14 protein-coding genes are annotated in these 25022 nt (G+C 47.2%); 4 read left to right on the top strand and 10 right to left on the bottom strand.

The annotated features are described in order from the left end of the window. Nucleotides 1-104 precede the first annotated feature (104 nt). The 9 genes from AC5WJX_RS07285 to AC5WJX_RS07245 all read right to left on the bottom strand — a co-directional run bounded on the left by AC5WJX_RS07285 (nucleotide 105) and on the right by AC5WJX_RS07245 (nucleotide 15711). Nucleotides 105-2474 carry an alpha-L-rhamnosidase-related protein gene (locus AC5WJX_RS07285; protein WP_494483995.1) on the bottom strand — a complete coding sequence of 790 codons (2370 nt, stop codon included), beginning with the start codon at nucleotides 2472-2474 and terminating at the stop codon, nucleotides 105-107. A gap of 96 nt (nucleotides 2475-2570) precedes the next feature. Then, a complete protein-coding gene (locus AC5WJX_RS07280; RefSeq protein WP_494483994.1) occupies nucleotides 2571-3848 on the bottom strand; it encodes an MFS transporter in 1278 nt (425 codons plus the stop codon). Between the two features lie 11 nt (nucleotides 3849-3859). Continuing rightward, nucleotides 3860-5722, bottom strand: coding sequence for an FAD-dependent oxidoreductase (locus AC5WJX_RS07275; RefSeq protein ID WP_494483993.1), 1863 nt, complete (start codon nucleotides 5720-5722; stop codon nucleotides 3860-3862). Nucleotides 5723-5794: 72 nt separating this feature from the next. Beyond that, entirely contained in the window at nucleotides 5795-7816 is a 2022-nt protein-coding gene (locus tag AC5WJX_RS07270; RefSeq protein ID WP_494483992.1) for an FAD-dependent oxidoreductase, read from the bottom strand. A 42-nt stretch (nucleotides 7817-7858) separates the two neighbouring features. Continuing rightward, nucleotides 7859-9538, bottom strand: coding sequence for a RagB/SusD family nutrient uptake outer membrane protein (locus AC5WJX_RS07265; RefSeq protein WP_494483991.1), 1680 nt, complete (start codon nucleotides 9536-9538; stop codon nucleotides 7859-7861). Between the two features lie 10 nt (nucleotides 9539-9548). Beyond that, a complete protein-coding gene (locus tag AC5WJX_RS07260; protein WP_494483990.1) occupies nucleotides 9549-12854 on the bottom strand; it encodes a TonB-dependent receptor in 3306 nt (1101 codons plus the stop codon). A 63-nt stretch (nucleotides 12855-12917) separates the two neighbouring features. Beyond that, complete coding sequence (locus tag AC5WJX_RS07255) at nucleotides 12918-14147, bottom strand: FecR family protein (RefSeq protein ID WP_494483989.1); 1230 nt, start codon at nucleotides 14145-14147, stop codon at nucleotides 12918-12920. Nucleotides 14148-14195: 48 nt separating this feature from the next. Continuing rightward, a complete protein-coding gene (locus tag AC5WJX_RS07250; RefSeq protein ID WP_494483988.1) occupies nucleotides 14196-14831 on the bottom strand; it encodes an RNA polymerase sigma factor in 636 nt (211 codons plus the stop codon). Between the two features lie 58 nt (nucleotides 14832-14889). Further along, a complete protein-coding gene (locus AC5WJX_RS07245; protein ID WP_494483987.1) occupies nucleotides 14890-15711 on the bottom strand; it encodes a hypothetical protein in 822 nt (273 codons plus the stop codon). 455 nt (nucleotides 15712-16166) lie between these two features. Here AC5WJX_RS07245 and AC5WJX_RS07240 point away from each other — a divergent pair, with 455 nt between their 5' ends. The 4 genes from AC5WJX_RS07240 to AC5WJX_RS07225 are packed head-to-tail and all read left to right on the top strand — an operon-like array spanning nucleotide 16167 to nucleotide 23658. Next, a complete protein-coding gene (locus AC5WJX_RS07240) occupies nucleotides 16167-16754 on the top strand; it encodes a TlpA family protein disulfide reductase (protein ID WP_494483986.1) in 588 nt (195 codons plus the stop codon). A gap of 56 nt (nucleotides 16755-16810) precedes the next feature. Then, nucleotides 16811-19045: a transferrin receptor-like dimerization domain-containing protein gene (locus AC5WJX_RS07235; protein WP_494483985.1), complete on the top strand. Its 2235-nt coding sequence runs from the start codon at nucleotides 16811-16813 to the stop codon at nucleotides 19043-19045. 17 nt (nucleotides 19046-19062) lie between these two features. Continuing rightward, nucleotides 19063-22167 carry a SusC/RagA family TonB-linked outer membrane protein gene (locus tag AC5WJX_RS07230; RefSeq protein ID WP_494483984.1) on the top strand — a complete coding sequence of 1035 codons (3105 nt, stop codon included), beginning with the start codon at nucleotides 19063-19065 and terminating at the stop codon, nucleotides 22165-22167. Between the two features lie 12 nt (nucleotides 22168-22179). Next, nucleotides 22180-23658 (top strand): RagB/SusD family nutrient uptake outer membrane protein, encoded by a 1479-nt coding sequence (locus AC5WJX_RS07225; RefSeq protein WP_494483983.1) that lies wholly within the window; start codon nucleotides 22180-22182, stop codon nucleotides 23656-23658. 67 nt (nucleotides 23659-23725) lie between these two features. Here AC5WJX_RS07225 and AC5WJX_RS07220 read toward each other — a convergent pair whose 3' ends face one another. Beyond that, on the bottom strand, nucleotides 23726-24790 hold the full coding sequence (locus tag AC5WJX_RS07220; RefSeq protein ID WP_494483982.1) for an IS110 family RNA-guided transposase: 1065 nt from the start codon (nucleotides 24788-24790) through the stop codon (nucleotides 23726-23728). Nucleotides 24791-25022: the final 232 nt, after the last annotated feature.

Genomic DNA, 25022 nt, shown 5'->3' with positions numbered 1-25022 from the left:
TTAAATTAAGGAGACAATCTACTACGTTTGGTTCTAAGTAGCAACCTGTGCCGTCCTGAAAGGGACTAGGATGGGCTGATCCTGTGTAACAATTTTAATCTCTGTTACAGATCGATCTCCTGCGCACCTCCTGTCAACGGAATGGACTTTCCATTCCAAACCAGATTACCCTTGAGATTCGCAGGAAGATTAACCTTCGCCTTTAAGCCTGTTTTGCCCTTCCTTTTTAAATCCACTTGTATCATCCCCAATGGATGTGGCATGGACCCATTCGCATAGCTCAGCTCCCCTAAGGCAGGTTTAATCAGGACAGAGGAAAAGCCAATATCCTGAGGCATGATGCCACAGATGGTCGCCAGGAAGTCGTAGTTCGGACTTGCACTCCAGGCATGGCAATCCGACCGTGCGGGTTCAGGCTTTTCTGCGAAGGTGGTGAGCCCCATTTTCAGCATATCGCGCCAAGGTGTAAGCTGCCCATAATACAGATCTGCGAGATCCGCAGCCTTAAGCGCCTGATTCAGGTAAAAACGATAGTAGAAAGTTGCGGGCCCCAGTGTGGTATCCGCAATAACCTTTTTCATCAGTGCTTGCTGCGCTGCTTTCGGAATAGCATCCGTTAACACCGCCATAATGTTGGCGTGCTGACTGTAGGCTTTAAATTCCGGGGTGTTAGCCATCAGCCCTTTAGATTTATCATAACAAAGCTCATAAGTACGCTTTGCAACCTTGGCTGCCAGAGCCCGGTATTGCTCTGCCTGCTGGCTTTTACCATGATAATCAAAGATCTTCGCAGCCTGTTGCAGCGTATATACATATTGTAACGTGATCACAGAAGAATTTCCATCATCAGCGCCATCCGGAACGCCGTTTGGAAAAACATGCGTATAATCCACGAAGTTCCACCAGGGCATAGGTCCAAGAATGCCCTTCTCCGGATCCAGATGTTTCTCATACCAGGTGAGTACACTGGAGATGCCGGTCAGGAATTCTGCTGTAAATGCTTTGTCGTCCCGGTGCATGGAGTAGTCGTAGATCATTGATACCCACCATAGGGAGAAAGGAGGAATGACCTGCAGGCGATTACTTGGATAGCGCCCCTGGGTTAGTCCTTCGGGTACCATGGAGTGATAGAAATCCAGAATGGCTTTTCTGGCTAAACGGTCATCGCCAGAAACATATAAGGAGATCAAAGCCTGAATACGGGTATCCGCTTCATACTGCAGCTGTTCGTAATAAGGACAATCATAGTACGTCTCCCCGGCACACAAACGGGCGGTTCTCCAGCCTACATCCCAAAGGTTTTTCAAGGAAGCATCACTGCTGCTGAACTTTGCGGTTTCTTCGAAAGGATAGCCGGTGTACATACCGTAGATATCATCGATCTGCAGTGCTTCATCCTTGGTTTCAATATCCAGCTGCACATAGCGGTACGTGCGCATCCAAAGCGGACGGAACAGGCGCTTGTCACCACCATCAGCAACAAAGATGTCATAGTTGCCATTGATGTGCATACCATCTACCTGATCCCGGTTCTTCTTATTGCCTTGTTCATCCACCAATGCTTCTGCGAAGGTCATTTTTACGGATGCACCTTTTCCCTTGCTAAGCAGTAGTTCTGGATAGGCAATGGTATTAAAGGTTTGGTCTAGCAGGATGCTCACCTTCTTATTTGCCGGGATCGACAGCGCTTTTTTTCCAGTTAGAAAACCTTCATCTTTAGCAATGCCTTCCACACGGCGCACTTTTAAGATGCGTTGCTGTGTCTCCTCCATTTGAGGGATGTTCCTGGGCACCAGTGTCCATAAATTATCCGAGCCTTTACCGAAAGGTGCCGGCGAAGCAATGGCAGCTGCATTTACCCAGCCGCTATCGTTAAAATCAACAGACTCCCAGCCCCATGGGTACTGGGCGCCTTCAACTTTATCGCCTGGACCAATAACCATATAGGCGCGTAACCTTTGTCCGTTATCAGTTGAAACTGGCGAATAAGCAGGATCACGTAATACTTTCCAGGTATTGTTGGTATTAACAATGGATGCTTCTTTATTATCTCCCTGAACCACCAGTGCGGTCTGATTGGAAACCTGTGCCACCGGTGCATGCACCCCCATGTTCCACACTTTCGCGGCAATAATGTTATCGCCAGCTTCTAAAAACGGTGCAAGATCTATGGTTTCATAATACCAGTTGTATAGATCTCCCCTTGCAGGACCCATGGACACCGCTTTCCCATTTACAAACAGCCGGTAACGGTTATCGGCGGAAACATGTACCACGAAGTTTTTCGGGACGCTTGTGAGCTGAAAGACTTTCCTGAAGTGGAAGACACCATAATCCCGTTGCGGGCCTTCAGGATGACTGATCCATCGAGATGGCCACTGCCTGTTTAGTAGTTCAGGATTGATTTGCTTCTCCTGTGCAGTCGCGGTGAACGCAATAAGCCAACAGCATAAAATAATTAAACCTCTTTTCATTTTAATATATTTAGAACCAAGTGTTTGAATATAAACAATGAAAAGCAGGCAACCGTCCTGAACTGTCATGGCAGCACAGGCAGGTTGCCTGATATGCTATTCCTCAATATAATCCAGGTCCTTCGAAAAGGTATCCTGCATATAGTGCAAAGCCCATAATGCAAGGCCCAGCGACAATAGCCCCACAACTATCCCCGAGCCCACCAGCGAGCCATTAAAAACACCTATAAGGTATTGAAATAGCAGTGACATCGGTACGACCGAGCCCCGCACAAAGTTCGGTACGGTAGTAGTCACCGTAGCCCGCAGGTTGGTACCGAACTGTTCCGTAGCGATGGTCATGAATATCACCCAATAGCCAACCGAGATCCCCAGTACAAAGCAGATCAGGTAGAAGTTAAACAGGCTCGAACTAACGGACAAAAAGTAGATCGCAATGGATACCATGGACAGAAAAAGATAGATGTATACAACTTTAACCCTGCTCTTCAGGTACTGACTGAGCAGTCCGCTGAGAATGTCGCCGATGACCAAACCGCCGTAACAACAAGCTACTGCAGCACCGGCATTCACATCGCCTTGCACGTTTAACGCTTTTCCAAACTCCGGAGAAAACGTGATGAGTATGCCAACAACAAACCATAAGGGCAAACCAATAACGATACAGCGCATGTACTTTAGAAAGCGGCTTCGTTCAAATAGTGCGAAGAAATTTCCCCGGCTTACCGTATCCTCCTTCGTCTTGTCGAACATACCCGATTCTGCAACCCCGATCCGCAACAGCAGCAAAGAAAGCCCAAGTCCGCCGCCAATGAAAAAGCAGGTGCGCCAATCAAAGTATTGTGCAATGAAATAGCCTGCCACTGCGCCACTTACGCCTACCGAGGCAATGATGGTCGTAGCATAACCACGCTTTTCTTTAGGCATCAGTTCCGCCACCAGCGTGATACCGGCACCGAGTTCACCCGCGAGGCCGAAACCTGCAATAAACCGCCAAAAAGCATAACTCTCTATGGAATAAACGAACCCGTTGGCAATATTAGCTATAGAATACATGAATATTGATCCAAAAAGCACATACAAGCGTCCCTTCTTGTCTGCGAGTACACCCCAGACAATGCCGCCCACCAACAATCCGATCATTTGAACATTAAGCAGAAAGATGCCTGAACTGGTCAGCTCCTGGCCACTGAAACCCAGAGATTGTAAACTTGCTACACGTACAATACTAAACAAGAGCAGATCATAGATGTCCACAAAATAGCCGAGAGAGGCCACCAGGATTGCAGCATTGATAAGACGTTTATTGTTGAGCGGTTCAATGGCTGCCGCCTGCAGGGTTTCTGCCTGGAGCGTTTTTTTAAGCGGTTTCATATCCATTAATTTCACGATTTAGTTTTGGATTGCAGCGACAAATAAATTTCTTTTAATAAGGTTCCCCGTGTGCTTTTCTTTCCAACTTTCAAGGCATTATTGTTGGAAAGTTTAGCCCATAACTCAAGATCTGCCGCAGAGGCCGCAGTAGTTAAAGAAGCCTCCCAGCCTGGTAAATACCCTCTAAGTCCCATATACTGCACCATTTTAAAATCCGGATCAGATGGGTTTACGTCCTTGTAATAGATCAAGGTCGCATTTTGCCCAACCAAAACATCCTGTAGCTTACTGTGGTCAACTTCCTGGACTTTCACATTTCCAGCTTCTAAGGCCAAAGCAGCTGTCACGCCTGCCGCCTGTCCCATGGCCATCCAGCAGGGCTCCATACGCAAAGTAGAAAAGCCAATGTGACTTCCTGAAACGGGCACCGGCAGCAGCAGATTATCAACTTCCTTGGGCATAATGACACCTAACGGCACCGTATAAACAGCGGAAGGATAACTCAGAAAGCCATCAAGATGTATTTTTCCTTGCTCACGTTTTCTTACCGCATGGGAGTCCAGGGCATAGTGGCTTGCCGTAATGCTGGATGGATGTATTGGAGGCCTTGCACCTTCCTGCATGGGTAGTGCGTCCTTTGCCGTAAAGAAATACACTCCCTGAAACCTGCGACCTTCCCGGACATAAACCTGTCGCGGGAAGTTCGCGTTATCCTGGTATTCATCTTTCGCCAGTCCCCATTCCAATGCTGCATTGCGGAAATGTTCCGGCAGCGCAGGGTCATTCTGTGCGAAGTAGATCAATCCCAGGGTATATTCCTTCAGGCGCTGTGCGAACTTATCCCGCCAATCCCAGCCAGAGGTTGGCCAGGGCCAGTTCTCTTCGGGCAGGTCAGTGGAGATAAAAGCCATATGCTGATTATTGGCATCCGTCTTTTTGTTCGGCAGTGAAACCATATTGGTGATCTTGGCGATACCCCAGACATCCCCAGGAATCTGCGTTTTGCCGCCTTTCAACACATGTGCCCGGTTTTGCTCCAACATGGCATCCGTCACTTCCATCATACTGGCACCGGTATGTCGGCCAGTAAGCACGTCCTCCACCAGCGAGACATACTCCTCTCGATTGTACTTCTCCGGTTTTTCTACGCGCAGGCTGTTCGCTTTATCATTGGTCAGGCATAGCCGGTAATTATACGACTGCACCGCATTGTCGCGCTGAAAGCTACTTTCTGCACTCTCCGGTCCGCGCCAGTATTTGTACACCTGGCCGGCACCGGGTTCATGGTATTCATCTTTTCCTTCACGCCCTACTACGAATGGAATCCCTGCTGCGGCACCCAGATCCCCCTCATAGGTGGCATCCAGGAATACCTTGCCGCTAAAGCTTTCCAGTACTTTTGTTTCCCGGTTAAGTACCTTGATCATGGAAATGCGACGCCCGGAAAGACTGATATTGGTTGGCGCAGCATCAAACTGCATCAGCTTTCGTACTTCGATATGCTGCCGATGTGCAGCAAGCATATCCTCGAAAACCTGCTCCGCTACGGAAGCTTCAAAGTGATAGCCCTCCTGACTAGCTTTCACCTGTTCTGACTTGGCACCATATTTCTTGACATAGTGTGCCTTCACACGGGCAACGAAATCGGTGAAAAGCCCGGTTGTAGCACCTCTTGTTGCCAGGTCGGTAGCACCCAGCCCATTAGCAGGCAGCCCCCCAATATGGGCGGTTCTTTCCAGGATCAAAGCGGTCTTGCCAAGCTTAGCTGCTGAAATTGCAGCCATGATGCCGCCTGGTGTTCCGCCAACGATGATCAGGTCATACTGCTTAGCCTGATTTTTATCCTGCCCATGTACGACAGGGGAAAAGGTCATTGTACAACAAACTACTATAGTTAAAAGTACCTTCTTACCTCGATTGTATCTCATATATAATTTGATCCTATTTTATGATTTCGATGGAACCAGCAGCACAGCATCTGCACTGGTCTCCCCATCTGCATTCTTGTTGGAGATCTGAACATACCCTTTCTTGCCTTTACTGAAAGTATGTGAACCCAGCGAAACCCATTCTCCCGAGGTTTGTCCTTCGACTTTAATCTCTGCATGGTCCACAACCTTTTCCAGCTTTTTGCCATTTGCCAACACCTCAATGGAAGTGCGTGCACTGGAATTAGCCAGCTTTGGAAAATAGACATACACCTCATACTTCCCGGTTTTTACCACTGTCGGAATGTACTTTACCGTCTTTAAATGCTTCGAATCACCGTCAGCCTTTAAATAGCTCGGACCGTATCCTCCCTTTTTTTCGGTTTTCCATTCACCGGTGACCTGTACGGAGGCGGTATGATCATTATCCACAAGGATCTCCGGCGTACTTCCGTCAACCAACGGATTACTTTCCAGCAGCTGTTTGATCTTGTTTACGTTAACCTGCTGCACAGCGATCTTTTCATCTATCGCCAAGGCCGCCGCCACTGCTGAAGACTGGCTTAACACCATAAACACGGGCTCCATCCGGATCGAGCCATAGGCGATATGGGTTGCAGAAAGACACACCGGCACGATCAGATTGCTGGCTTCGCTTTGTTTTGGAACAATGGAGCGGTAAGAGATTGGATATGGCCCGAAGCCACCCACCTCAACGTTACCTTCATTTTTCACCATGCCATTCACCACTAGACGATCACAGTTATGCGAATCCATCGTATATGCCGCCATACCCACACCATCCTTCACCACTTCCTTCCCTTCACAGTGATGCTGCGTCATCACCAACTCACCGACCATCCGGCGTGCCTCCCGGATATACAACTGGGGTGTCCAGTTTCCATTATCTGTATACTCATCCTTTGGATAACCCCAGGATTTCATCTCCGCCCTGATCTTAGCAGGTATTCTCGGATCATTACCCAGAAAATACAGGAAGCCTTTGGTATAGTCCTCATGTCGCTTCCAAATCTGTTGCCGGGTGGCATAGTCTGCTTCCGGATAATCCCAGTTTTCGCCGATCATGTCCGTTGAAAACCCATTCCGGTTGTTGATATCGGTCTTTCCATTAGGCATGTGGCTCAAAATGATGACGTCGTTGAGCGAATTCCAGGGCCGCTTTTCCTTAAGCCGGATGAGCAGCTCATACTTTTTGGGATCGTAGTTTTCTGGTTTTTCAATCTCAATACGATTCTCCGGCACCTTGCTGAGTGCAATACGGAAATTATAGGCTTGCACCTTTTTATCTCCGCTTCCTATCGGTGCCAGTTCCGCATCCCGGATGCCCCACAACAAGCCGCTGTTTTTATCGCCCGGTACAACATAGGGATCAATGCCATCGGGAAACTGATGACCATTAAGAAGCTGTACTCCATTGATGGTTTCGTTATATTCCTGATTAGCCTCTCTACCCACTACGTACGAAACTTTGGACCGTGCCATCAAATCGCCTTCATAGGAACAATCCAGATATACCTTCGCCCGAATGATCTGGTCGGTCTGTGCGGAGGGCTTGGAAGCATCTTCTATCCGGATCTCCTGAATTACATTCCCTTCTTTTTTAACGTCCGCAAGGCGGTGTTTGAACAATATCTCTAAGCCAGCAGCTTTTGCGTAATCATTAAAGATCCCTTCGGCAACTTTGGGCTCAAAGATCCACTGCTCAAACTTCCCATAGTGCTGCCCGATACGGCGGTAGAAATCCCTGGCCAGGCCCGTTACGACATACTTATTACCAATATCGGTATAACCCAGGCCGCCAGAAGACATCCCGCCAAGGTGCCTGCCCGGTTCAATGAGCAGGACCTTTTTACCCATCTTTTTTGCCGTATAGGCGGCGATGACACCGGCAGAGGTGCCGCCATAGATACAGATGTCTGTTTCGATGACTTTATTGTAAACTGGATCTGCCTTTACGGTCCCGCCAAAGGCAACGAGACACAGCAGGATTAAGCGGAAGAATATTTTACTTGTACGCATAGCTTTCATATAATTTTAACAATGGACTTTGCCGGATACCATTTAGTATCCGGGATTTTGTACGATGTTCGGATCAGTTACGATTTCGATGTTTGGAATTGGCCACAGATAATCTCTGCTTGGGTTGAACTGCCTGGTTTCCACCACGCGGAGTTCAGCCCTGTTCGGAACATTGTCGTAATGCGCGATACCATTGGCATCAATTACCGGAGCCGAAGCCAGCAGTCCTCGTGGAACACGACCATAGAATGGTCCATTCATAACCTGTTCTGCAATTTTCCAGCGACGGATATCAAACAACCGGTTACCTTCCATGGCGAGCTCATACATTCTTTCTTTGCGAACTATTGAACGGAGCTCTGCCTGCGACAATCCGGTTGGTATTGGTGGCATATTCACCCCTGGACGCTGGCGGATGCTGTTGATCGCATCGTAAACAGACTGGTCCAGCTCACCTTTCTCAATCTTGGCTTCCGCATAGATCAGTTGAACTTCGGCGTAACGGATCAGGATGATGTTGAGCTCAGATCGTGCGACGTCAGCCCGGTCAACCAGGTCCACATATTTCCGCCAGCAGTAACCGGTAAAGGTTGCAAAAGCGTTGGTGGCGTCCTGATTATCGATCCTTGAGGGCGGTGTGCTGTTGTAGTTAAAGCATTTCAGACTGTCCTTATGGGTTTCAAACTGAAAATTGAAGAAGTTTGAACCCGGCAGGGCTACTGTATAGCTTAATCTTGGATCCCGGTTTTCATAAGGCCTTGCCGGATTGTATAGCGGAGATTCATTGATGGGTCTACCATCGATACATTCGTAAGCATCAACGAGCGACTGTGAAGGCACTTTGTTCGATGTTCCCTGACCATTTCGCGAAAGCAGGTTGCGGGTAACTGCATGCGTTTTATTCGCGGTTCGAAGGTATTGCAGTGAAAGAATGATCTCTTTGGAATTCCGGCCATTGTACGAAAATAGTTCTGCGAAATTGTTGTGCAAACTGTAGACATTGCTGTTAATGACCTCCTGTGCTGCTGCTGCTGCGACATCCCAGTTGCCAGCATATAATGCAGCGCGCGCTTTAATGGCCAATGCTGCACCTCTAGTGGCGCGGCCAAAATCACTCGCACCATAACTCGCTGGCAGGTCGGCTGCAGCAGCATCCAACTCCGACAAGATGAAAGCTAAAACCTCTTCTTTGGAGTTTCTGGGCAGTTGACCGTCGTTTAAACCCAGGGTTTTGGTTACTAAAGGAACGCCACCAAAAAGCTCGATGAGGTTGTGGTAAGCAAAAGCACGGGCAAAACGCGCTTCTGCAATAGAGCGGGCATAGATCTCTGGACTGGTCGTACTTCTGGCCTTTTCCGCATTATCTAATATAAAATTACACCGGCCAATAAGCTTATAGAAATTGGTCCAATAGGCACGGGCATAGTCGTTATTACTGTCCTGATTTCCTTTCCCCAGGGATTGCAGTCCGCTGGTATTCCGGTCCCAGCCTATATCTGTTGCAGCATCTATGGTCATCAGAAAGGGCATATCATCCGTCGGGTGAAATGCAAGAGCACTATAAATCCCATTTACTGCCAATAACAGTTCATCCTGGTTTGCAAAAAAGGTCTGATCCGAAGGACCGGAAAGTGGAACTTTATCCAGATAGTCTTTTTTACAAGCCGACAGGCCTATTGCCATAAAAGCAACTATAAAACAGCCTTTTATATATTTTTTCATGATCTTCAAATTAAAAGTTTGCACTTAGACCGAAGGTAAATACCTTCACCTGTGGGTAGACATTCACAAATCCTACTGGCGACTCCACATCAAACCCTTCCCAGAAGTTGTCAAAGGTGAACAGGTTCGAACCGTTCGCGAATACCCTCAGATTTTTCACAGCGATCTTATTCATCAGGATACCTGGGAAGGTATAGCCAAGTTGAATATTCTTAACCCTCAGGTAGGAGGCATCTTTCATCCAGAAGCTGGATGCCTGCTCGTTGTTCGATTCTCCAAAAGCCAGCCTTGGGAACTTCGCGTTTGGATTGTCCGGTGTCCAGCGGTCTTTATTAGGTTCCAGGATGGTACCGCCAAGGTTGCCTACACTGAAAGGCATAATACCTGGACCGCGGAGATAACCATTGCTTTTCCCAACGCCCTGAATCTGAATGCTAAGATCAAAGCCTTTGTAGGAACCGTTCAGGTTTGCTCCAAAAGTGTAGCGTGGGATGGTGGTATCCAGTACAATCTTGTCACTTTCATTGATGATGCCATCGTTGTTCTGATCTTTATATTTCAGATCTCCGGGTGCAACTGCACCGAATTGGGAGGCATGTGATGCCACATCAGCAGCATCTTTAAAAAACCCTTCAACCTCATAGCCGAAAATGGAGTTTATTGGATAACCCTCACGACTTACGGTTAAATCTGTTCGATTTACGCCGCGTAAGTCGATAACCTCATTTTTCACGTCCGAGAGGTTGAAGTTTAAATTATATTTAAACTCATTGAGACTGCCGCGGTAACCAATACCCAACTCCCAACCTTTATTGTGGACAATACCTGCATTTTGTACTGGCGCCGCAAGACCGATGATCAATGGAATATCCAGGTTCAGCAGGATGTCTTTTGTTTTTCTTACATAGTAATCAGCCGTTAGCGTCAGGTTGTTGAAAAGCACCATATCCACACCGATGTTCGACATTTCTGTACTTTCCCAGGAAATATCACTATTCGCTAATGCATTAAGTGCTGCGATGTTGACCACCTGGCCACCCAATGCCGAAGAACCTAAGGAAATCAAAGATGAAGCAGGGTATGTTCCGATGTTCTGGTTTCCTAATCGTCCCCAGGAAGCTCTTAACTTTAGTTCATTGATGACTTTCTTAGCTGGCTGCATAAAACCCTCCTCAGAGATACGCCATCCTGCCGAGGCCGAAGGAAAAAACGCATATTGGCGCCCCTTTCTAAACCTTGAAGAGCCATCGTAACGTCCATTGACTTCCAGCAGGTATTTCGACTTGTAATCGTAATTAAGCCTTCCAAAATAGGACCGTAATGCCCATTCTTCGGACGTACCGGAAGTACGCTGATTGAGTGCCGATCCTGCGTCAATCACCTGATAGTCTGGTAAAATATAGGTATCCCGGTATGCACTGACAAAATCGTCATGATAGTCTTCTTCCGATGCACCCAATAACAATTTGAAATTATGCACATCGAAAGTCTTGTCCATAGTAACAGAAGCCCGCAGGTTGTTGTACATGGTTCTGTTACTCGCCTCCGTTAAGGAAGTCAAAGCAGGAATCCGGTAACTTGGAGTGCCATCCGGCAGGTAAGTTTGGATAGATTTGTTAAAGTTCGTGCGAATGCTCTCGGCGTATCTGGGCGCGACAGTAACTTCTGCGCTTAGCCAGTCCAAAGGTTTGTAAATCAAGGTCGCGTTGATCGTTCCAAATGGTCCGGTGGTCCGGTTGGTTCCGCCTTCACGACTTGCCGCAATTGGATTTAACCCGTTCCAGCCTACACCCCAGGTGCCATCAGAATTCCGGCCGAGCTGGTTTGCAGGAATACCATTCATGTAATTGAAGGTATTGCCTGTTCCGATTGCCGGCTCCGTGGTAACAGCTTTAACATACTGCAGGTCCAGTCTTGCCCTAAGTTTATCCGAAAAGAAAATATCCGTATTGTTTCTGATGGTAAAGCGTTTGAAGCCAGAATTTTCAATGATACCTTTTTGATCAAAGTACCCAGCAGAGGCCAACACCCTTACTTTTTCAGAACCACCATTTACCGTTACAAAATGACTCTGCTGGAAACCTGAACCTGTAAGTACCTCTTTTTGCCAGTCGGTATTCGGAAACTCATCAGAGCTTCTGCCCCCTTGTGCCTGGTATTGAGAAATAAGCTCATCGGAGTAAAGCTGGGTGCGCCCAACATTCGTGTAGGCCTCATTCATCAGCAGCATGTGGTCCAGGGCATTTACCACCTTGGGCATATTGGTAGGCTCCTGCCAGCCCAGGTAGTTGTTGTAGCTGATGCCGACTTTAGCACTGCCCCTTTTAGTCGTTACCAGAATCACACCGTTTGCAGCTCTTGAACCATATATGGAGGAAGAGGCCGCATCCTTAAGCACCGATACCGACTCGATCAGGTTTGGATCGATGTTGTTCATAGAACCTTCAATACCGTCGATGAGTACCAGGGGGTTTGCATCATTCAACGTTCCAACACCACGGATCCTGATGGTGGCGGCATCGCCTCCAGGACGTCCTGAACCTTGGGTTACCGTTACACCGGGTGCAATACCCTGCAGGGCCGCGGAAGTCTGCCCCACTGGCCGCATATTGATCTCCTCACTGGAGATCGTAGAGATTGAACCCGTTAGATTTACTTTCTTCTGCGTACCATAACCCACCACCACAACCTCACTCAGATCTGTAGTTTCCGCCCCCAATTGAACATCAACCGTTGTGCGCCCACCAACCTCCACGACTTTCGTTGAAAATCCAATATATCGGAATTCCAGCGTACCATTGCCGTCAGGAATATTGATCTGATAGTTTCCGTCAGCATCCGTTGTGGTCACCACGGTGGTACCTTGCAGACTAACACTCACCCCCGGGATGGGCTTACTACCCTGATCAGTGACCTTTCCGCGGATCGTGACCGGCGGTTTGCGCTCGGGAGCTGCCGGGCTGGCTTTTCTCCTGATTACGATGGTCTTGGCCTTGATCGAATACGTTAAGGGCTGATGCTGGAAAACCTTTTTCAGCGCATCATTAAGCGGCTGGTTCTTAAGATTTACATCTACAGCGTTAGCCTCTTTCATCATATCCCTGGTATACAGAAATTCGTACCCCGTCTGTCGATTGATCTCGGCAAGTACATATTCGAAAGAAGCGTTTTGCTTTTGAATGGTGATTTTCTGTGTATCTGCTGCAAAACTGAACTGCAGAAAGGTGATCATCAGAAAGATGAGGACGTAATTCATCCGGAGCAGCATGGCGCAGCCGCGATATACGCGGGCGGCAACTCCCTGTTGAGTAAACATTTTCATACATTAAATATTTGGTTAGTGTTGGTTATACTTGGTATGGGATGAGGTTGGGCAGGTTTACGGCATAACGATAATCCTCCTTTCTTTACCTTGGCTAGATAAGCTATCCACTTTAAAATGCAGGGCGCCCGTTAATTCAAGCATCCGCAGTATCTCTGATAATTCCTCTTTCTGGGAAATGGTGCCGACAAAATCTTCCTGGGTAGGCTGGCCGACATATTGAACATCTACATTATACCATCTGGACAGTTTCCGCATGATGGATTGTATCTTTTCGCCAGAAAAGCTGAAATAGCCATTTTTCCAGGCTACCGCCGCATTCGTGTCAGCAGGACGTACCTGAACACCCCTGCTGATGGCGGCCAGTTGGCCAGGCTTCAATAACACCGCTTTTCTGGAACCCCTTGGCAGCACCCGGACACTGCCTTCCAGCAAGGTAGTGCTGGTCATGTGCTCATCTGCATAGGCGCTGACATTGAAATGTGTACCCAGCACTTCAACCCGCTGCTTCGTGGTTTCAACAATAAAAGGTTTGGTCCTATCCTTAGCGATCTCGAAATATCCTTCCCCGCTAAGCGCAACATTTCTTTCAGCAGCAGTAAAGCTTGAAGGAAATTTAAATGCAGAGGCAGAATTCAGCCAGACTTTACTACCGTCAGGTAAGGTAATCTTGTACTGCCTGCCTTTAGGGGTTATCAGTACATGATCTTGTAAGTCCGCATCCTGCCTGGTAGCCGTAATTAAGGACCTAAAAACAACTTCATCTTTCGCCATTTTAATGATCTGTAAGTTCGACCTGACCACCATTTTATGGATCGGAAGCTCATCCAGATCAATCTCGTCACCATCGGATAGCCGGATGAGGGTATGGCCGCTTACCGTTGCCTTTTCTTTATGTACATTCAAAGCAACCCTTTCCAGGGCTTCCATGCTGGTCTGATTTGGGCTGGATAGAAAATAGATCGCAATTGAGGCCAGAAGCAGTATTGTGGCTGCAACGCTCCAGATCTGAAGACTGCTGATTTTAAAAGGAGCAGATACACTTTGGCTGCCTTGAGCTTCCAGTTGGTCTAAGCTGCGCTCTATGCGATCCTGCAGGGTTGGATGTTTGGTTACTTCAGCGGTTTTCTGCTTTTTAAAAACCTTATAGTACTGCCGGGAAACCCTGGCCTGATCGGCGGCTGAAAGTGTAGCCAGCCAATCCAGAAAGGCTTCATGCTCCTGCTCCGTACCATGCCCGGTAGCATATCGCTCAAAAAAATCCTCAAGTCGTTTTTTGTCCTCCATTAACTAGAAGACGTACAACAACTCCGGGAGAACCCCTCAAAAGAAAGATTAACTGAAAAAACTTTTATAGTGGTCGGCAGAGAGTATGCCTTCAATCAGCGAAAGATTGATCGCAGCCAAAATCGTAGGCGTAAGTTCGCCGAACTTCTCCAGGTAAGCCCTGATAAAACGTAAACCAGCATACAGTTGCTTCTTCACCACGAATTTTGAAATAGACAGTTTCTCGGCAATCTCATCTAAGCTCAGGTCATCCTGTGTCCGGAGTTTTACAATTTCTTTCCGCTTTTCAGGGAGCAGCTGTATCGCCGAGTCAATGATGTGGCTGTATTGATTGCAAATGAGATTACTGTCTGAACGCTCATAACTTTCTTCACTATGGGGCTGTAAAATGGCAACCATCTTAGCCTTTGCCCTTTCACTTCTAGCCCGGTCGATCAGCCGGTTTTTAGCACATCTAAAAATATAGGCCCGGAAAGATTTTACTTTGATCAACGTGTCACGGTGTTCCCAAATATTTACAAAAAGTTTTTGTACCAGTTCCCCGCTTTCTTCTTCAGACTTCGTGAATAAGTATACATACCGGAAGAGGTTGTCCAGATGAAGCGTATAGAGCACGGTAAATGCCTTACGGTCACCTGCGGCAACACGCTCCATCAATATCCGGTCATGAGATTCCTCATCCATCGCTGAGACATTTATATTTGGTTTGCCTATACAATATAGGGAATTGTCTGCGAGAACGCTATTTCGAGATCACAAAGTTCCCGAAGTAAACTTTCGATTGGTTATCATAATCAAAGGGTGCACTTAGATAGAAGTATTTAGGCAGATCCGTACGCAACATTTTCGTATCCAACACTTTTGACTTGTTTACATACACCCGCATGTTTTCCCCTTCTACCGCCATAGCAACGTGCAGCAAGCCATTGGCATAGTTTGCAAACGGGTAACTCAAGGTATTATGAACCTTGGTATCACTGCTGGCATTGTTGATGTCGCCGTTATGAAAATGCAGCTCTGTATCGGTTATGGCGTTGTCGTTATAAGCGTCAATAAGATAGTTTTTGATGGAATTATCCCTTGCAAAACCAAAAGACATCCTCCCGATATCTCTCGCCTGATCGCTTCTCGTTACCAGATCGAATTCAATGGTGAAATTGCCCGGCAGTTTAAGCAGGCTATCGATCTTGTAGGTGGTCCTGGGACTTAGCGCCAGCCAGTTGCCCGGCATATCCGGGATAGAAACAATGGCTCCCGCACTGCTGCTCTTCCACTTCTTTGGCATTAAACCTTTCGCATCACGCTTGAAATCAGATTCAAAGATGATGGTTGAACCTGGCGTAAAAGCATAGACTTCTTCTACAGCTGGCGGTACATCCTTTTCAACCTTCGCTTCTGCTACAGGACTTGCAGCACTTTTTTTGCCATTCAGCACATCATCAACCTTCTGGCTGGCTTTGTTTTCAAGTGATTTCTGGAATTTCTTCAATAATTGAGCCTGGGCGGGGCTCACATGTACCAGCAGCCCTAAAATGGCGATCGCGGAAAGGTTTTTTATCTTCATGGTTGGTTGATTGTACTTCAAAAATAATCTTTTTTATCACATCACAATATTAAATTTCTAACCGTGTAAATAGCTTTAACTACTGTTGGACCAGATATTTGATGTTTGATTACAATCAATTCTCAGCATCCGGGCAGATTAGGTTCTTGGCCGCCTCTTAACCGCGTTCTCTTCGCCTATTCTTCGCATATTGTTCGCCTCCAGCCGAAGAAAAGGCGTTTAAAGCGCCTTAAAAAGCTGAATAAGGTCAAACTCAGGTCTCGAAGCATTGTAACTGGCTTGCAGGTTTAGTCTGGAGACCTTTACTAACGGGCTATAAAGCGGTTTTTAGGAGTTTTAATCAGGATAATTTCACACTTTTGAACAAAGTCTACTATTTCTATAGTATTTATCTTTTTAGCGCTTATATTTGCCGCGTCGGTAAGATAAAAATGTAGCATTTAAACCTAAACCCCATGAAACTAGTATTGAACTCACTTGTGGCCATCAATCTCAGCTTGTTTGCAGTATTGGCTACCCCATCAATGTCTAAAGCACAAGGCCCGGCTGCAGCAGTCAGCAACGCTAAGCCTGCCGCCGCTGATGAAGATCGTGGATACCTGGTGAAAGTTGGAGATCAGGCACCTGATGATTTCGAACTGGTTTTGCAGGATGGGAAGAAAACGTCTTTAAAGGCCTTGCGCGGTAAAACCGTTGTGCTGCAATTTACCGCCAGCTGGTGCAGTGTATGCCGCAAGGAAATGCCTCATTTGGAAGAGATGTGGCAGACCTATAAGGATAAAAATGTTGTCCTGATCGGTGTAGACCGTGATGAGCCACTGGAAAAGGTTAAGCAATTTCATAAGGATATGAAAATCACCTATCCGCTTGCTTTGGATCCTGGCGCAGATATTTTCGGTCGCTTTGCCCACAAAAAAAGTGGTGTTACCCGAAATGTTGTCATTGATCCAACCGGAAAAATCGTATACCTCACCCGCTTATATGATGAAAAAGAATTTGCCGACATGGTGAAGGTCATCGATGGCCTCGCCAAGAAATCGTAGCCGAGACAACTTGCATTAACGCAACAACCTTTCTAAACTTTATATACACAGTCTTTATGAACAGAAAAATGAAGACAGGGCTACTGCTATGCCTTGTCAGCGGGCATTTTACCTTTGCCCAGAACGCGCCGCTTAAGGGTTTTGATTCGCAATCGATCAGTAAACAACAGCAATTGGAACAGCAGTTTGACAAGCATCTGGATGCTGCAAACATTGGCCAGACCATGAAGGCACTTTCAGCAAAACCGCATCATTTAGGTTCAGCAGAAGGCAAACGTGTAGCAGAGCAGGTATTGCAGAAGTTTAAAAGTTATGGCTGGGATGCCAAACTGGAGACCTATCATGTACTCTTCCCCACTCCTAAAACAAGACAGCTGGAATTAATAGCACCTACCAGGTTTACTGCACAGCTGAAAGAACCTGCCTTTCCTGAGGATGCGACCTCGGGGCAGGAAGGGCAACTTCCGACCTATAACGCCTGGGGCGCCGATGGCGATGTTACCGGCGAGCTGGTATTCGTGAATTATGGTCTTCCAGACGATTATGAGCAGTTGGCCAAACTTGGCATTGATGTAAAAGGCAAGATCGTGATCGCCAAGTATGGCCGGTCATGGCGGGGAATCAAACCCAAAGTAGCCTATGAACATGGTGCCATTGGTTGTATCATATACTCCGATCCAAAGGATGACGGCTATTACCAGGGCGATGTCTATCCTAAAGGTCCTTTTAAAAACGACCAGACCGTTCAACGTGGTTCTGTAATGGACATGGTGATCTACCCGGGTGATCCACTTACACCGGGTACAGCCTCGACGGCGAAAGCAAAAAGGCTGGAGCGCAGCGAAGCGACAACCATCCTGAAAATTCCAGTGCTGCCAATCAGCTACGGCGATGCATTGCCATTACTGTCGGCACTTGAAGGTCCTGTAGCACCTGCCGAATGGCGGGGAGCATTGCCCATCACTTACCGCATTGGTACAGGCAGCACCAAAGTACATTTAAAAGTTGAGTCCAACTGGGATATCGTTCCGGCATATAACGTAATCGCAACAATGAAAGGCAGTGAATATCCCGACCAATGGGTGATCAGAGGTAACCACCATGATGCCTGGGTGAATGGTGCGGATGATCCAATCAGTGGACTTGCAGCGCAGCTGGAAGAGGCCAAAGCTATTGGGCAGCTGGCAAAAGCTGGCTTCAGACCTAAGCGTACGCTGGTTTATTGCGCCTGGGATGGTGAAGAACCTTCGTTACTCGGTTCTACCGAATGGGTAGAAGATCATGCCGAAGAGTTGAAGAAAAAAGCGGTGGCTTACATCAACTCTGATGGCAATAGTCGCGGGTTCCTGCAAGCAGGCGGTTCTCACGCACTGGAGCTCTTCATGAGCGAAATCGCTAAAGATGTTAAAGACCCACAAACGGGAACCTCCGTGTTTGAACGTAAACGTGCAAAGGATGCTGTGTCAGCATCATCAGCGAAAGCACAATCCGCAATATTGAAGAAAGATACGCTGACTTTAGGTGCCTTGGGTACCGGATCGGACTACTCCGCATTCCTGCAGCATCTGGCAATTCCGACGTTGAACCTTGGCTTTGGCGGCGAAGATGAAGGTGGCGATTATCACTCCATCTATGACTCGTACGATGACTATGTACGGTTCAAGGATGGCACATTCGTCTACGGTGTTGCCCTGGCGCAAACGGCAGGTCGTGCGGTGCTCCGTTTGGCAAATGCCCCGGTACTACCTTTCGATTTCTCCAACTTAAGTCAGACCGTAGGAAAATATGTGGAAGAAGTGAAAGCCCTAACCGGGCAGCTTAAAGAAAAATATGCGGCAGAAAATGCCCTGCTTAACTCGAAAAGCTATCAATTGGCCGCGAACCCTAAAGAAAAATGGATTGCGCCGGCTGCTAAACCTGAAGTGCCGAACATTGATTTCAGCCAATTGGAAGAGGCCGTAAAAGCCCTTCAAAAATCCGCTGAAAGCCTGAACAGCCAATTGAACAGCAAGCCTGCAACGGACAAGAAAACTGCTACACGTATCAATCAGGCCTTGTATCAGGCAGAAAGAAGCTTGCTGATCGCGGAAGGTTTACCAAAAAGAGCATGGTACAAACACAGCATTTATGCACCAGGATTTTATACCGGTTACGGCGTAAAAACATTACCGGGTGTGCGTGAGGCGATCGAGCAAAATAACTGGTCGGAAGCCACAGAACAAGTGCAAACCGCCGCCAGCCGCATCAACGCACTTGCACAGACGCTGGATCAGATTAGCCAAGGAAAATAATTACACCATATATACTCATGAAATCGAAAATTCTCTACTTATTTATACTCTTCAGCAGCCTTTCCCTGCTCGTACAGGCGCAGACACGGAAGGTGAGCGGCCAGGTTACGGAAGCTGGCAGCAGTCAGCCGCTGCCGGGGGTAAGCATCAACATCAAAGGACTGAAAACCAGCACACAAACCGGTCCTGATGGCAAATTCAACATCAGCATACCCGAAGGTTCCAGTACCCTCGTATTTACCTATGTTGGTTATGAAACGCGTGAACTTACACCAGGTACCGGCACTTTAAATGTCCAACTGAAGACCGCAGAAAACAACCTGAACGAGATTGTAGTGGTCGCTTATGGTACCGCCAACAAATCTACGTACACGGGTTCCGCTTCCGTGGTAAATGCAGCTGAACTGGAAAAACGTCCGGTAGCAAACGTAAGCCGTACACTCCAGGGTATTGTACCCGGTGTACAATCGGTTGCTTCTGCCGGACAACCTGGAAGTGATGCTTCCATCCGCATCCGCGGTATTGGATCCATCAATGCTTCCAGCGATCCGCTTTATGTTGTAGATGGTGTGCCTTTTTCGGGGAACATCAACTCCATCAACAGCACCGATATTGCATCGATCTCCGTACTTAAAGACGCTGCTGCAAGTGCCTTATACGGCTCCCGCGGTGCCAATGGGGTAATCATCATCACCACCAAAGCTGGACGTTACAACAGTAAGCCAGAGGTAACGCTGAGCACTAACACCGGTTTTTCTACCCGCGCCGTAAAAGATTACGAATTCCTGAATACCAACCAGTACTTCGAACTACAATGGGAAGCACTGCGCAACAATCAGCTGGATCAGGGTAAAACGGCCGCTGAGGCGGCGCAATATGCGAGTACAGAGCTGGTGAGCAATTTGAAGATCAACCCTTACGGCACAAACTACCCTAGTCCGGTAGGCCTGGACGGGCGACTGGTTCCTGGTGCAGTACCATTGTGGCAGGATGACTGGTCGGAATCCTTAAGCCGCACCGGCATTCGTCAGGAGGTTAACCTTGGCGTAAGTGGTGGTAGTACCGACTCGCGTTATTTTGTGTCGGGTGGTTACCTGTCCGACAAAGGTTTCATAGTAGGTTCTGGTTTTAGACGGTTCAATACCCGTGTGAACTACAATACTAAGGTGAACAAGTGGTTTGAAGCAGGCATCAATGTGGCCGCTACATCAACCAACCAGGACTCGCCACCACAAAGCGACAGTGATCAGGGTAACTTTGCCAATTTCGGCAGGTTAGTATCGAACATTTACCCGGTTTATGAGCGCAATCCCGACGGCAGTTACAAGCTGGATGCCTCAGGAAACCAGATCTATGATTTCGGTAACTACCGCCCGAGTGCTGCCGCAACCGGAAACAACCTGCTGGGCATCGTGGACCTGAACAAATACAACAACAAACAGGACGCACTTCTGCTTCGCGGAAACCTGCAGTTCAACATCATCAATGGTCTGAAGCTAAAGAGCAGTGTAAATACCGACTACAACAACCGAAGCAATCTCTCTTATACCAATCCACTTTTTGGTTCAGGTATTGCTAACGGTGGGTCAGTAACCAAAGGAAGTGTTCGTACCGTAGGTTACACCATCAACAATTTACTGGATTATACCTTCGACTTAGGTGCTGCACACCACTTCAATGTACTTGGAGGACAGGAGATTTATGTTTTAAACATCTCTAACCTGTCGGGTAGCCGCAGTAATTTCGGCTTTGACGGCAAAACAGAGCCTAACGCAGCATCGCTGATCAACAGCTTCAACGGCAGTTCTGATGAATATAAACTTTCCAGTTTCCTGGGTAAGTTAGACTATAACTACAACCAACGCTATTTCTTTTCTGCAAGCTTTAGAAGAGACGGCTCTTCACGCTTCAGTCCGGAATCGCGCTGGGGTAACTTCTGGTCTCTTGGTGCTTCCTGGAATGCAAAGGCAGAATCTTTTCTTGCTAACACGGACTGGTTGAACAGCTTAACCGTACGAACCAGTTATGGTGCGCAGGGTAATGACAACCTGGGCAGCTATTATGCTTATCAGGATCTATATTCTATTTACAACAGCCTTGGCCAGGCGGGTTTGGTTACTTCCCGCCTGCCGACACCGGGATTGAAGTGGGAAACGAACTTAAACTTCAATGCAGGTATTGATTTTGCCATCCTGAACAACAGGATCAGCGGTTCCTTTGAAGTCTTCCAGCGTCAGTCTAAAGACCTCCTGTTTAGCCGCCCACTGGCGCCATCATTGGGTTTCACGGCAATTGACGACAACATTGGTTCCTTAAGAAACAATGGCTACGAAGGACAGTTCAGCTTTGTCCCGGTGACCAATCAGAATGTACACTGGACCGTTGGATTTAACTTCGGCCACTACAATAACCGGATCACCAAGCTGCCACAAAAAGAAATTATCAGCGGAAATGTGGGCCAGCTGGGATCAACCAAGAAACTTACCGTAGGTAGCTCCGTATATGACTTCTATATCCGTGAATGGGCAGGTGTGGATCCGGCAAACGGCAAGCCGCTATGGTATAAAGATGATGCAAATGGCCGCACCACGACGAGCGTTTATGCTGATGCTACACAGTACTACTCGGGCAGTGCCTTACCGGATTTCTATGGTGGTGTAAACTCTTCCATCCGCTATAAGCAATTTGAGTTATATGCTTTGGTAGCCTACAACATTGGCGGTAAAGTGCTTGACTTGGACGAGGTGATGATCATGCATACTGGTGAGAATACCGGAAGAACATGGAGCAGCCAGATCCTGGACCGCTGGACACCAGAAAACACCAACACCAATGTGCCACGCCTGACCACGACTTCAACAAACTGGAACAGCATTTCCACCAGGTTCCTTTATGATGCTAGTTATGTACGTCTGAAAAACCTGAGCTTAAGTTACAGCTTGCCGGAGAAGTGGGCCAATCAGCTTGGCATGGGTAGGTTGAGGTTGTACGCACGTGGCGAGAACCTGCTTACCTACTACAAACACAAAGGTATGGACCCGGAACAAGCCGTTGATGGGGTAACCTTCTACCGCTACCCATCGCAGAAAACCTACACCTTCGGTTTAGACCTCTCATTTTAATCGCAACAACTCATGAAAACAAAATACTTTACATTGAAACTTATCCTGTTGGCGGCGATATTCTTATTGCCGGCCTGTAAGGATGAATTTTTTGAGACCTCGCCGGCAGGTGACCTTACCGGAACGGAGACCTATGCATCTACCAAGAACATCGATGCGCTGATGAATGGTACGCTGCGCTACTTGATGGAAAGCAGCACTTCACAGGATAACCCTGGATTATCTGCCATTACCCTAACACAGGAAGTGATGGGCGATGATGCGATTGCCCGTGATGGCGTTTATGGTTTCCGGGATTCTTACCCCTACCGTGATCCTTATGATAACACCACGCGAAGAGCGCTGTTCTTCTGGAGCTTCCAGTACAAGGTGATCGATAATTGCAATAACATTCTGGCGAACATTGATGCGGCAAGCGGAACAGATGACGAACGTAGGTTCCTGAAAGGTCAGGCATTGGCGTTAAGAGCCTTCGTGTACCTGAACCTGGTAAGACAATACCAATTCACTTATGCGAAAGATAAAGCAGCCAAGGCTGTCCCGGTCTATACCGAGCCAACCAGTCCGACTACTGTGCCAAAATCACGTGCAAGCGTTGAAGAAGTGTACACGCAGGTACTGGGAGATCTTAGTCAGGCGGAGACCCTGCTTGCAGGATTCAGCAGGAGAGTTAAAAATCGTCTGGACCTGAATGTGGTTCGTGGACTGCTTGCCCGCACTTACCTGACACAGGAGAACTGGGCCCAGGCAGCCATAAAAGCGAATGAAGCACGTACCGGTTACGCGATCATGGAAGCAACACAGTACACACAGGGCTTCAATGATGTGAGTAACCCGGAATGGATCTGGGGACATCCGCAGCAGGCCGATCAGAACCTGGGCGGTGCATCGTACTTTGCATACATCGACGTTACCCCATCAACAGGTTACCGCAGCATTATGCCTGATCCGTATTTTAAAGCCTTGTTCGCGGAGGGAGATATCCGAAAAACCTTGTTCGAAACCGTGACGAACGCTACTGACCCACGCTATCGTTGGATCATGTACAAGAAGTTTGTCAATAAAGCAGATCGTGCAGGGCATATCGTGCTGATGCGATCATCGGAAATGGCTTTGATTGAAGCAGAGAGCAAAGCAAGATTGAACGACCTGCCAGGGGCTGTAGCCGCATTGAATGAAGTTCGGGTAAAGCGGAACTTGCCGCAGCTTGCAGCTGGAGACTTCACGCAAGCGCAGCTTGTTGAGGAGATCATCACCGAGCGCAGACGTGAGCTTTGGGGCGAAGGCTTTAGATTGCTGGATCTGCTTCGCTTGCAGCAGGCACCGTTAAGAAGAGAGTCTACAGAAACGTTCCGCGTTGGCACTACAGATGTCGGCATCAAAGGGCATTACGTGTTGAGGTTCCCGGATAACAGCAACCTGGTTCCGAATAGCCCATATTACCTGTTCTCGATACCGGTAAATGAGCTCAATACCAATCCGAATTTATAATAGCCATAAAACAAAAAGGTACTGTTATAAATTGCAAACATTTTAGACAAAAAAGTATTTTTGTATTTCAAAGAAGTTCGACTATGGAACTATCTAGCGTAGTCTCAACTTTCGGGTTGGGACTACTTAGTTTATAGCCCTCAATGAACTCCGTATCATTCTTCCATAAAGTATAGATCAATATTAATAGCTTTCTTTGAATGGCAACTTGTCCAATCATCTTTGAGGGTTTGTTTTGATTGATTCTTGTATACATTTCTTTTAGACCAGGATTGAATCTGCAAGCGACCATTGCCGGGAAGTACAATGCATTTCTGATGTACCGATTGCCTTTTTTAGAGATTCTGGTCTTGCCTTTTATGGAGGTTCCTGATTCTCTTTGCACGACATCATAGCCTGAATAACTTACCAGTTGTTTAGCATTCCTGAAATGCTCAAATCCCATAGTTTCGGCCAGGATAGTAGCTATGGTAATCAAACCTACTCCCTTTATGGTGAGCAGCTTTGTTATTCTTTCTTTCAGGTTGCTGTCTGTTTCTATAAGCCTTTTTATCTCTTTTAACGTTTTTGCAATTTCTTTGTCGATATCTTCAATCAACTTTTTATTACTCTTGAGAATGAAGCTTTGAACATCGTGCGAAGCGTCCTTACTGTGCTTGATGTTGCCAAGGCTAGTTTTTTGTTCTTGTAGCTGAACATAATATCTGGTTAGATTCCTCAGCTGTAATAAGGCGGCAGGAGGTGGAGTCCAAAGCTTATGAGTCCGCTCTACTCCAAGCTGACTTAAGATCCTTGCATCAACAGCATCTGTCTTGGTCTTGATGTTTAAGCTCGAAAAGTAGTGTTTAGAGGTGTTAGGAAGCACCACATGAACCCTTTTCTTTACTTTATGTAAATGGTGTGCCAAATTTTCGTAATAAACACCCGTGGCTTCCATTAGAAACACAAGCTCTGGTCCGATGGCGATAGCGCCCTTGGCCCAGCGAAGCATTTGGTTAAAACCTTTAGTATCATTGCCAAAGGTTACTACTTTTGAGAACGCTAATTCGCCATTCTCTGCACGCTGACACAGACATACTGTAAATGTAGCTTGTGAGATATCTATCCCAACTGATTGTTTTGTAATAGCCATAATCAAGAATTTAGATCGTATCGACTTAATTCCCCTTCGTCTATCCTTTTGTTTTATCCAGGCTCCTAGTTATGGCCTTAAGTACTGTTCAGACTCCTGAGAATAAAATCGTGTCGTTCAACCTTTTTTACGGTATAACATATAGCCTACCTAGCCCGATCTGAACTGACACGAACAGCCAACACATTTTGCATAACAACAATATATTGACCTTTTTAAAATTCTCAGTAAA

The sequence above is a fragment of the Pedobacter sp. NEAU-ZC8 genome (assembly GCF_059278965.1).
The sequence above is the reverse complement of the archived record's forward strand: the minus strand, read 5'-3'. Positions and strand labels throughout refer to the sequence as shown.